This is a genomic window from uncultured Kushneria sp., assembly GCF_947497025.1.
Taxonomy (GTDB): domain Bacteria; phylum Pseudomonadota; class Gammaproteobacteria; order Pseudomonadales; family Halomonadaceae; genus Kushneria.
The window spans coordinates 431487-443030 of the sequence record NZ_CANMFC010000001.1 but is presented as its reverse complement, the minus strand read 5'-3'; the positions used below and the strand labels follow the sequence as shown (position 1 = coordinate 443030).

Sequence of the window (11544 nt, the reverse complement as noted above, 5' to 3'; positions counted from 1 at the left end):
CCCAAAGTGTAAACATAGATTTATTCGCATATTAAAAGTGTTCATTTATATGCCTGAGAGCGAAAAGAGCTCAGTTTCCAGCGCCAGTAATGCGTGACAAGCCCACCAATGACAAGATTGTGCACATACACACCGGTCCAGAATGACAGATAGGACTCGACCTGGTTGACCAGCATCCAGTAGATAAAGAATGATCCGGCAAACAATGCCATATCGCCAGGTAGTATGCCGCCCCGCCATGCCAGCCAGGCACAGCGCCCAACCCAGAAGGCCAGCGCCGCAATCAGTGCAACACCCAGCAGACCATAGGCCACCCATATCTCGATAAAGAAATTATGCAGATGGCCGAAGTTATCCTTGACCATGGCCGGCAACCAGGGCGTGTGGTCAATGACCAGTCCTCGCGCATCCGGACCCCACCCGACCAGGGGACGCTCACTGATCCATTGGCTCGCCGCTACCCAAGAGTGGATTCGAATGCCAACGCTGCTGTAGGGAACACTATCAAGATTGCCTTCCAGTACCTGCTCGATCACCTGGTGTTCAGCTGTCGCCCTTTGCAGCAGCGTTTTACCGAAAACGGCAGAAGCAATGGCACCAACGATAACGAGGGCCATCAAGCCGATCATCAACGGCTTGATGATGGCTTTACCGCCGGAATGTGACACTTTCCAGCCGCCCCACCCAATAGCAGCGATAAGCAACGCAAGGGTTACGCCTCCCCATACTGCTCTAGTCTGACCAATCATCAGCGCCGTTAAGCACAGTAGTAGCAATGCCAGCCAGAGCACGAGACGCCAGATGATCAATCTTCCCGGATGCACGAAGCGCCGGCCAAATATCACAATGCCCAGCAGTGCCACGCCATAGAGCATGGAGGCATGCTGGTTGTTGCGGATACCAAACCCCACACGCGTGCCCTGCAGCCCCTGTATCCAGTCATCGATGCCTCCATGAACAAAGGTGGCAATAATGAAAGCCACAAGTGCCAGCGACCAGATCACCAGCGTATTGCGAGTGCTGCCACCCAGCCACCAGGCCACACCGATAAAAATGAACAGTTTGGCAAGACGATCAGGTTTTGGGTCGCCGGGCACCCATTGGGGATGGTGGAGGTAACCCAACCCCCAGGAGATGACCTGTACGACCAGGGCCGCCAGCAACAACCAGAAAGCGGTAGAGTTACGCAGGCCATGGCCATAGCGCAGTACGACAACCAGCCCTAGAAAGGCGGTTAGAGACTCTCCAATTTTGCCAACATCCTGCCAAAGCACCTGGAAGGTTGCATAGAAAACAAGGCCGATGACTCCCGACCACCATAACCAGGCAGGACAGTGCCATGGAGCAGGCTTTTGCCAAAAGGTCGTCATATCTAATTTCATTGGTTTCAAAGCTCTTATGGAAATACTGCCTGCTCCAGGTCACGGGCATACAGCTGGGTAACGGTGTTGGGTCAGTACTGTTCAGGCAAATATGGATGACAGATCAAAGTGCACAGTAATTAAGCGCGCGGCATTATAAAGAAGATCCATTATTAATTCGAAAAAATCAAAGCAACCGCGTCTGGCAACCTCAAGGAATTGGTTTTGCCCTGTAGCAAGCCAGGAGATCCCTGCTCGCTCATGACGATAAATACTTCGTGCACCCTGATGCAGGATCCAAAATTGCCATGCCCACCATATTGGGCACCCCGTTCACACGCTGCGCACCCATGGTTTGAAGTACTTCCCGGGCTGGCCTGGTACAGACAGATCACGCATGGTACCCATAGCCACAGCTTTTGGGAGCTACGTCTCTCGGTAAACACTACTCATTAGAGGTGCCAGAACCTGATTTACGCAAAAAATCAGAAGTAGCGACGAAGGGGTCTAAACATGCTTTCGAAAAAAGACCCTGCATGAAGCAAAGGTCCGGGGTAGAGAAAGATGCCGTCAGGTGTATGCAGGCTGGATGACACCCTTCTGGAGGCCCATTGCCGGATGGAGCATAACGGTGATCAGCGCTTGCATGCTGAGCTATATCGTCAACCAGATATCCACCATCGGCTGCGGCTCAAGCGTTACCGAGGCAGGGTTAAAAAAGGTCGTGTTGCCTTCTGAAATGGTTCTGGCAGGCGGTCAGACAGACGTAAAGAAAAGGCCGTGCCCAAATGAGCACGGCCATAATCAAAACAGCTTTACTTACGAATAGACCGGCAGCCTTTCGCAGACTTTGGCGACCTTGCCCTTCACTTCTTCTTCAGCACCTGCGCTGTCACCCTTTTGCATGGCATCGAGGATATCGCAGATCCAGCCGGCCAGCTCGCGACATTCGTCTTCCTTGAAGCCGCGGGTGGTGACAGCGGGGGTGCCGATACGCAGGCCGGAAGTCACGAACGGGCTTTGCGGATCGCCCGGTACAGCGTTCTTGTTCACCGTGATGTGGGCACGACCCAGAGCGGCGTCCGCGTCCTTGCCGGTCAGGCCCTGCTTGACCAGCGAGAGCAGGAACAGGTGATCTTCCGTACCACCGGAGACCACGTCAAAGCCGCGCTCCATGAAGACACCGGCCATGACTTTAGCGTTCTTGACGACCTGTTGCTGATAGGTCTTGAACTCGGGTTCCAGCGCTTCCTTGAAGCAGACAGCCTTGGCAGCGATGGCATGCATCAACGGGCCACCCTGTCCGCCCGGGAACACGGCGGAGTTGAGCTTCTTGTAGAGATCGGCATCGCCCGCGGCAGAGAGAATCAGGCCGCTACGCGGGCCACGCAGGGTCTTGTGGGTCGTCGTGGTGACGACATGAGCATGCTTGAGCGGGCTGGGGTACACACCTGCCGCGACCAGACCGGCAATGTGGGCCATGTCGACGAAGAACCACGCGCCCACCTCATCGGCAATCTCACGGAACCGCGCCCAGTCGATGATCTGTGAATAGGCCGAGAAACCGGCGATGATCATTTTCGGCTGGTGCTCACGAGCCAGACGCGCGACTTCGTCGTAGTCGATCAGGCCCTGGTCGTTGAGCCCGTACTGTACGGCGTTGTAGTGCTTGCCGGAGAAGTTGGGTTTGGCACCGTGGGTCAGGTGACCACCGGCATCCAGGCTCATGCCCAGAACGGTGTCACCCGGCTTGACCAGTGCCTGAAACACGGCACTGTTGGCCTGAGAACCGGCATGCGGCTGCACGTTGGCGTAATCACAGCCAAACAGTTCACAGGCGCGGGAAATGGCCAGTTCCTCGACCTTGTCAACAAACTCGCAGCCGCCGTAGTAGCGCTTGCCGGGATAGCCTTCAGCGTACTTGTTGGTCAGCTGCGAACCCTGAGCGATCAGCACGCGCGGGCTGGTGTAGTTTTCCGAGGCGATCAGCTCGATGTGATCTTCCTGACGGCCGTTTTCCTGCTGCATGGCCTGCCAGAGTACGTCGTCATAGCCGGCAATGGTCATATCGCGTGTGAACATGAACTTCCTCGATACCAGAAGGTTGAAAACGCACCGGACGGGCTGGACAGGCGCGTGGGGGAAAGACGTTGGCTGTCATGATACACAACGCTTTTGGGCCTTTCACTTGAAACGCGGCCATCTCGAATGCGTGAGCGACATCCAGAAAAATGGACATCAAGAATCGGTAACCGCCGGGCGATTCATGTTGCGCGATAATATCCGCCATACAAAAACGGCAGCCCACGGGCTGCCGTTTTTCAACATCGAGTGCCCCGTTTTCAACATCGAGTGCCCCGGGGTTACGCCGGTTCGCTTTCGGGCACAACTGCGGTAGCCGTCGGCGCAGGCACCCTGATGGCGCTTTCGGCCGGCCTGGTTAAATCAATGTTTTCCGGGAAGCCGATTTTGCGCCCAAGCTCGATATCAGCGCTGACCGGGTCAAGCACGAACTCCCCGGCCACGGGCGTAAAGGTCAGCTCTCCCACATAGCAGCGCTCGCCCACCACGAAGAAGTCCACTCGGCAAAAGCCGAAAGGTTCGGAGAGCGCCTTTGCGACCTGAATCATTTCATCAAGACACGCTGGGGCCTTGAGTTCTTCCCCCTGCAGGGGCTTGTAGCCACGGCGATTGAACGGCGCAATCTGCCAGTCTTCGGTAAAGAACTGACAGCGAATATCAGTAAAGCGCCCGGCAATCAGCTGAATATAGATTTCCTGCTCATCACCGTTGTTCAGCACCAGCACCTTGTAATCCGCCGGGACTTCTCCATCAATGAGCAGCGCCTTTTCGATCACCAGCTGCGGTTTGATGGCGCGGTAATGCTTCTCACGATGCAGGCCTGCGTAGTCATAATGCAGCCACTGGTTGGCTTCACAGGCCAGCGCAAACATGTCCGTATGCCAGGGCTTTTTCACCACGGCCACCTGGCCGGCACTGTGGTTGGCCTTGATGACAAACGGCTCCTGAATCCGGCTCAGTTCCCGTTCGGTAATCGTGTCATAAATACCGATAAAGGGCACCAGATACTGTGCGCCGGCGCGCTCACTGATATAGCTGCGCACCGCGACTTTATCGGCCAGGGTCGAAAAGCTGGGATGCGGATAACGCATCCGATGAAAGATCTTTTCACTGACGCTTTTCGGCGATCTGAAATTACAAAAGCGGCCATGAAGGCGCAGGTAAGTCAGGTTAAAATAGATGATATCCGGTGATTTCTTGAATAACCGATAGATCAAGCTTCGCAGCTTTCTCATGTGTTCATGCCCCTTGATGGTATTGACACCAATGGCGAAAACCCGCTCATGAGTCATGGCAGGTTGTCACCTCCACCCTTGTTCACCGATCTACAATCGCCAGTCGGTATTCAACGGCTTCTCCGAGCCCTGTTGATTGGAAAAGCGACGATGTTATGAGAAAGGCGTGCAGAACGGGGAGAATGTATAGAGGCGCGGCGGGACCGACTGTGCAGAAGCGGGCTTTCAGCACCAAAAGAGGGCATTTCCGCACTAAAGTAGTGCGCGTTGAATTTTTGCTACATATTAATCTTTCACAAAAGATGCAGGGCTGATACAGCCTGGCGGCATTAAACTCCTCCTTTTAATTGTCTCTATTTAAAAGGATTAAGCTTTTATAAGGGTGGCCAGCAATCACAATTAATGACCAATAAATCATTAAATGCCGTTCTTTCCTCTGCATAAAGCGATAGCGCCACAGGTTCATCTTTCCCCTTGTCGTTACCCCTCTTTAATTGTCGTCATCCCTCTTTTAAATGCTAAAATGTCCGGCCATCTCTGACCGGACATTTCATTGAATGACGCTGGCTTCCGAAAGGATCTTGCCTACCCTTCTCCCAGCAACCGCAGGCTCTCCATCGGTGCCTGACGCCGCAGCGGCGTACTGAGCAGATAGCCGATACCGCCGATCAAAAGCGCCCCGCCCAGCGGCATCAAAAGCCATACACTCGGGTGCACGCGCACGTCGAGATCCAGCCAGACGCCATACAGCAGCGCGCTGACGCCTTCCGCCAGCATGGCCCCGAGCAGACCGCTGCAAAAGCCGAGCCAGCCAAACTCCGCCAGCTGCGTACGCACCAGCCGGCGATCGCCGGCACCAAACACCCTGAGCAGCGCCCATTCATGGCTACGTGCCGGTCGGGACGCCGTCAGCGCGGCATACAGCACGGCCACACCGGCCAGCAGGACGAACAGCAGCACCAGTTCCACGGCTCGGGAGACCTGACGCAGCAGGTCACGCACCTGCTGCAGGATGGCGTCGATATCCAGCAGCGAGACCGAAGGATATTGCTGCACCAGCGGCCCCAGTGCCTGCTGCTCATCCAGCGGCAGGTGAAAGGCGGTAATGAAACTGTGGCTGAAGCGCTCCAGCGGCCCGGGCGGGAAAATCACGAAAAAGTTGGGCTGAAACGACTCCCAGTCGACATTGCGCAGGCTGGTAATCTCTGCGGTAATTTCACGCCCGCCAATATCGAAGGTCAGCCGGTCACCGATCCCGAGGGAAAGATCCTCCGCCATGCTTTTTGCCACTGACACGCCCACCGGCGCCTCGCGCGTCGCTGCCTGCTTCTCTCGCGCGTCTTCGTCCGAAAACCATGCTCCTTCAGTGAGCGTATTGTTGTCGGGCATGGTGGCCGCCCAGGTCAGATTGATCTCGCGACGCAGGTTACCATCGTGACGGGCCTTTTCCGGGACCGCATCCCGCGCGGTCACGCCGTTGATCTCGACCAGTCGCCCGCGCACGATCGGATAGACCTCCGAGCGGCTATCGGTAATCTCATCCAGCGCGCTGATAAAGCCGTCTCGCTGGCTGGGCTGAATGTTGATCGCAAACTGATTGGGGGCATCGTCGGGCAACTTCGACTGCCAGTCATCGATCAGGTCGGTTCGCACCAGCGCGATCAGCGCCATCAGGGCGAAGGTAACGGCAAAGGCCAGAATCTGGCCGATGCTGGACTGTCGCCGCCGTGCCAGCTGTCGACTGCCCTGGCGCCAGTGCCGTGGCAACAGCGCGGCCCCGCGCAGCAGCAGCGACAGCATCACCTGCGCCACCCCCCACAGCACGACCAGCGTTACCAGCCCGCCGATCAACAGTCCGGCTGACAGCACGAGATCGCCGCTGTAGAGCCACAGCAACGCACCGAACATGAGGCTGGCACAAATGATGACCACCCAGCCGGACGCCGGCAGCGGCGCCAGCTCCCGACGCAGCACCTTGAGAGCGCTGACCTGTTTGAGGCGCAACAGCGTCGGCCCGGCAAATCCAATCAGAATGGCCACGGCCGTGAGCATGCCCAGCAGTAATGGCAGCGGCCCCGGTGGCGGCAGCTCCAGCGGCAGAAACTGCACCAGCAGGCTCAATAGCGCCCACTGGCCGATCAGCCCCAGCACGGCGCCTGCCGCAGCAGCGGTCAGGGCCAGCATGGCCAGTTGCGCGGCAAAGATGCGTGAAAGCTGTCGCTGACTGGCGCCGAAGCAGCGCATCAGGGCCGCCGTATCCAGATGGCGCTCAACGTAGCGACGAGTAGCCATGGCCACCGCGACCCCTGCCAGCAATACGGCCGCCAGCCCCGAAAGGCTCAGATACTGCTGGGAGCGTTCCAGCGCCCGACCGATGCGCGGGCTGTCCTTGCGCACATCGATCACGCGAATGCCGCGGTCCTGCCAGGTCTCGAGCTGGTCATCCAGCGAACGTACGGCCTCCGGTGGGCCGGCCGCCAGCAGCCGCCAGGTCAGGCGAGCGCCGGGCGCAATGAGTCCCGAACGCTCGAGATCAGGCAGATTGATCATGATGCGCGGGTTGAAGCTGGCAAGGCCCACATCATGATCCGGCTCCTCCAGTATCCAGCCGCTGACCCGAAACGGCTCGTCTCCCAGCGTGATGGAATCTCCCAGCGTCAGGCCGAGCGCCGTGCCCAGCCGCGGCTCGACCCAGATAGTGTGTCGCTCGGGCAATTGGGTGGTGGTCTCGGCCCCATCGCCAAAGTCGACCTGAAAGCTGCCGTACAGCGGGTAGGCCGGTGCCACGCCCTTGAGGCTTGCCAGCTGAAAACGGTCATCAAACCCGGCCATCGAGACCGTATTGACCTGTCGCGCCGTGGTCATCCCGGCGTCTTCCAGCGTATCAAGCACCTGCGTATCGAATGGGTTGCCCTGCACCAGGACCAGATCACCCCCCAGCAGCTGGCCGGATTGACGCTCCAGCGCGCTGCCGATGCGATCCAAAAAAAAGCCGATCATGGTGGTGGCTGCCACCGCCAGCACCAGTGCCAGAAAGAGCGCGCGGACATCCGCGGCGCGCAGGTCACGCCTGAGCCCCGCCCACCCCAGCTGCAGTGTATGGGCAACCCCGGATGATGGGTGGCGTGTCGAGGGTCTCGCATCAGGGGTCGAGCGGGCAGTCATCGGTGATCGACTCCGTCAGGTTCATGGTGTGATGCAGCAGTGCTATCGCCATGCGCGTGCAACCGCCCTTCATCAAGGATCAGGGTACGATCACAGCGCGCCGCCAGCTGTGGATCATGGGTGACCAGCACCAGGGTCGTGCCGGATTCACGGTTGAGCGTAAAGAGCAGATCCGCTATTCGGTCGCCCGTGGCACGATCAAGATTGCCGGTCGGCTCATCGGCAAATACCAGCGCCGGACGGGTGACAAAGGCGCGGGCAATCGCGACCCGCTGCTGCTCCCCACCCGAGAGCTGTTTGGGCAGATGTTGCACGCGTGCCTCAAGCCCCACCCGCGCCAGCCACTGCTGTGCCTGACGGGCATCGACGCTGCTCTCACTCAACTCCAGCGGCAGCAGCACGTTTTCCAGCGCCGTCAGCGTCGGCAGCAGCTGAAAGTTCTGAAACACGAATCCGACCTGCCCGGCCCGCAGACGCGCGCGGCCGTCTTCATCCAGCGAGGACAGCGGCTCGCCAAACAGGGCAAGCTCGCCGTGAGTGAGCGTATCCAGCCCGGCCAGCAAGGCCAGCAGCGTGGATTTTCCCGACCCCGAGCTGCCCACGATCGCCACGCTTTCACCGGCGTGGATCTCCAGATCCAGCGCCTTGAGGATGGTGATGGCGCTTGATCCGCTGCCGACGGTCTTTTCAAGCTGGCGCGCCATCAGGATCGTTGTTCTATCCTGTGGGCGTGCGCTTCGTGCATGACCCTCCTGTTCATCCCGCTGGCTATCATCCTGACCGGGGTGCTCAACGTCCTGTTTTCTGGTTTCTGGAGTCGACATCTTGCGCTACCTGAATTGGATGAATGTTTCACGCCGCGCGGGCTCGCGTGCCCGGCGCATGCTGATGATGCTGGCGGTTGTGCTGACAGCGGCGCTGCAGCCGGTTCATGCCGAAACGCTGCTGGTGGTCGGCGACAGTCTCAGTGCCGCCCGCGGTATCGATCGTGACGAGGGCTGGGTCAATCTGCTGCAAAACCGGCTGGAAGCCGAGGCCCCGGGACAGCATACGGTGATCAACGCCAGTATCAGCGGTGACACGACGGCGGCCGGCCTTGAGCGGCTGCCGGAGGCACTCGAGACACACCATCCCGATATCGTGCTGCTGGAACTGGGGGGCAATGATGGCCTACAGGGACTGCCACCCGAGCGCATGCAGGACAACCTGGCGCAAATGATCGAGAAGAGCCAGGCCAGTGGCGCTCGCGTTGCCCTGCTGGGCATTCTGATTCCCCCCAACTATGGACAGACCTACACGAAGGCCTTTGCCAACGTTTTCCCAACGCTTGCCGGGCGTTACGATGTGCCGCTGGTGCCCTTTATCCTTGATGGCGTGGCGCTCAACGATGAGCTGATGCAGGACGATCGCATTCATCCCAACGCGAAGGGTCAGCCCCTCATGCTCGATAATATCTGGCCGACCGTGGCATCGATGCTCGATGAAGCATCGCCAGGCGATACCAAGCAGGCCAGCCGCCCTTAAGTACTGATTCAATAACCGGTACGGATTCAAACACGGCGGCCCGGCCGCCATATCCCTTTTCTTCGACGCACGGTGGAACCCCTGACATGTCCTCTGCTTCTCCTTCCTCCTTTGTGGTGGCCTATCGTCTGGATGGCCAGGGCAGCGGTACGCCGCTGGATCCGGAGGCACTCTCTCGTGCCTGGCACCACGACGAGGCACAGCTCTGGATGCATCTGGACTTTACCCACAAGGATGTCGACCACTTTCTCGGCACCATCGCCGAGCTTGATGACGACATCATCGAGGCGCTGACGGAAGAAGATACCCGCCCGCGCGTGGCAGTGTTCAAGGGCGGAAGGATCACCACCCTGCGGGGGATTAACCTGAACCCGGGCGCTGATCCGGATGATCTGATTTCGCTGCGGGTCTGGCTGACCGAGAATCGATTGATCACCGTGCGCCGGCGACCGCTGCAGTCGATTACGCGGGTACGCGCCTATCTTGACGCCGGCGAAGGCGCTCGCAATGTGGGCGAACTGATGGCCGGCATGGCCGATACGCTGGTCGACCGCGTCGGCGACCTGACCCATCAGCTTGATGATGCCCTGGGCGAGCTGGAAGAGCGTCAGACCCTCAGGGAAGCCGCTGCCATTACCAACGAGGATCTGACCGATATCCGCCAGCCCCTGATCACGCTGCGCCGTTTCATGGAACCTCAGTACCACTGTCTGACGCGCCTGGCCGAGGACAAGATCTTCGATGAGACCGCGCGACTGTGGCTGCGGGAGGCCGCCAACCAGCTCTTTCGCTATGTCGAGGACTTTCGCGCCATGCAGGAGCGCGCCCTGATTCTGCAGGAGCAGATCTGGAACTCGCATAACGAGCGGCTCAACGAGCGCATGTACCTGCTGTCCATCATTACGGCCGTGTTCCTGCCTCTGACCTTTTTGACCGGCCTTTTGGGCATCAACGTTGGCGGTATTCCCGGCGCCGACAGTCCGGCCGGCTTTGCCGTGGTCGTGGTGCTGTCGATGCTGGTCGGCGCCGGTGTCATGGGCCTTTTGAAAAAATGGCGCTGGTGGTAGTCCTTTTGGTGGCAGTCCCCTGAGCGGTGGCGCCTGATCGGCTCAGCGATCGATATGGCCCAGATCGCGCTCGGGATCGAGCCGGTCGCGCACGCGCCGCTTGAGCTCCTTGATGTCGGGAAAACCGCCGTCGCGCTTGCGCTCCCAGAGCACTTCGGCTGTGCCCTGCTCTCCCGAGGTAATCACGATCTCGAAATGGCCGCCATGGCCGGGGGCCAGCGCGACCTGTTCGAGACTCTCGCCAAAGGTGGACAACAGCTCCTGCGCGTACCATCCGGCGCGCAGCAGCCACTGACACTGGGTGCAGTAATGGATGGTGACTTTCATGAACAACTCCTTGAGAAGAGGCGCCGGGCCGATACCGGCTTTCCGGTCAGGACCATGAGGTTACATCATGCAACAGAGGTACTTAAAAAACCGGCCACCCATTAGATAATTTAATGAAGGCATGGGGGCAATGCGTTTTTACTACTCATTATGCTGGCATCGCATCCGCTGGACTTCATATCATGCAAGCCTATCTTTCATGACCGAAAAACGGCTACCTGCATGTCAGGGCAGCATTTTCATTTGAGGAAGCATCGATCATGCAAACACCGCGGATGATCAGCCCCGAGCTGCTCGAACGAGTCGTCAATGCCTCGGGAGACGGCATTGTCGTGGCGGAACAGGAAGGCAACGAAAATATCCTGATCTACGTCAACAGCGGGTTCGAAGGGCTGACAGGCTACAGCGCTGATGAGATTCTCTATCGCGACTGCCGCTTTTTGCAAAATGGCGATAACCAGCAGCCCGGTCTTGACCGCATTCGTGATGCCCTCAAGGAAGGCCAGGCCTGTCGTGAAATCATTCGCAACTATAAAAAGGACAGCTCGCTGTTCTGGAACGAACTTTCCATCACGCCCGTGCATGATGAAGAAGATCAGCTGCTGTACTTTATCGGGGTCCAGAAGGATGTGACCAGCCTGGTAGAATCACAGCAGGAGCTTGAGCGTCTGCGCGCCCGCGTCGAAGAGATGTCTTGAGCTATCTTGCTACTCCCTGTCAGTGACCTGACCAGAAGCCCGCCACCGGCGGGCTCGACTGCCTTTCTTCCCCGTTGATCCCATC

Annotated in this window: 9 protein-coding genes; 3 read left to right on the top strand and 6 right to left on the bottom strand. The window is 58.5% G+C overall.

Annotated features, from left to right (window positions below; genetic code table 11):
- Positions 1-41: 41 nt before the first annotated feature.
- The 5 genes from Q0931_RS02050 to Q0931_RS02030 form a co-directional block, all read right to left on the bottom strand.
- On the bottom strand, positions 42-1370 hold the full coding sequence (locus Q0931_RS02050; RefSeq protein WP_299256760.1) for an O-antigen ligase family protein: 1329 nt from the start codon (positions 1368-1370) through the stop codon (positions 42-44).
- Positions 1371-2180: 810 nt separating this feature from the next.
- Complete coding sequence (glyA, locus tag Q0931_RS02045; RefSeq protein WP_299256758.1) at positions 2181-3443, bottom strand: serine hydroxymethyltransferase; 1263 nt, start codon at positions 3441-3443, stop codon at positions 2181-2183.
- Between the two features lie 281 nt (positions 3444-3724).
- On the bottom strand, positions 3725-4678 hold the full coding sequence (locus Q0931_RS02040) for an ATP-grasp fold amidoligase family protein (RefSeq protein ID WP_299256756.1): 954 nt from the start codon (positions 4676-4678) through the stop codon (positions 3725-3727).
- Between the two features lie 585 nt (positions 4679-5263).
- Positions 5264-7843: an FtsX-like permease family protein gene (locus Q0931_RS02035; RefSeq protein ID WP_299256754.1), complete on the bottom strand. Its 2580-nt coding sequence runs from the start codon at positions 7841-7843 to the stop codon at positions 5264-5266.
- Entirely contained in the window at positions 7840-8547 is a 708-nt protein-coding gene (locus Q0931_RS02030; RefSeq protein ID WP_299257247.1) for an ABC transporter ATP-binding protein, read from the bottom strand. The genes Q0931_RS02035 and Q0931_RS02030 overlap by 4 nt, the downstream gene beginning before the upstream one ends.
- A 178-nt stretch (positions 8548-8725) precedes the next feature.
- Here Q0931_RS02030 and Q0931_RS02025 point away from each other — a divergent pair, with 178 nt between their 5' ends.
- The gene (locus Q0931_RS02025) at positions 8726-9367 is read left to right on the top strand and encodes an arylesterase (RefSeq protein WP_299257245.1); all 642 of its coding nucleotides are present in this window, start codon (positions 8726-8728) and stop codon (positions 9365-9367) included.
- An 86-nt stretch (positions 9368-9453) separates the two neighbouring features.
- The gene (locus tag Q0931_RS02020; protein ID WP_299256752.1) at positions 9454-10434 is read left to right on the top strand and encodes a zinc transporter ZntB; all 981 of its coding nucleotides are present in this window, start codon (positions 9454-9456) and stop codon (positions 10432-10434) included.
- A gap of 42 nt (positions 10435-10476) precedes the next feature.
- On the opposite strand, the gene Q0931_RS02015 is transcribed toward Q0931_RS02020, so the two are convergent.
- Positions 10477-10761, bottom strand: a complete 285-nt coding sequence (locus Q0931_RS02015) for a SelT/SelW/SelH family protein (protein ID WP_299256750.1) — start codon at positions 10759-10761, stop codon at positions 10477-10479.
- Positions 10762-11021: 260 nt separating this feature from the next.
- On the opposite strand from Q0931_RS02015, the gene Q0931_RS02010 reads away from it, so the two are divergent.
- The gene (locus Q0931_RS02010) at positions 11022-11459 is read left to right on the top strand and encodes a PAS domain-containing protein (protein WP_299256747.1); all 438 of its coding nucleotides are present in this window, start codon (positions 11022-11024) and stop codon (positions 11457-11459) included.
- The last annotated feature ends 85 nt before the right edge of the window (positions 11460-11544 follow it).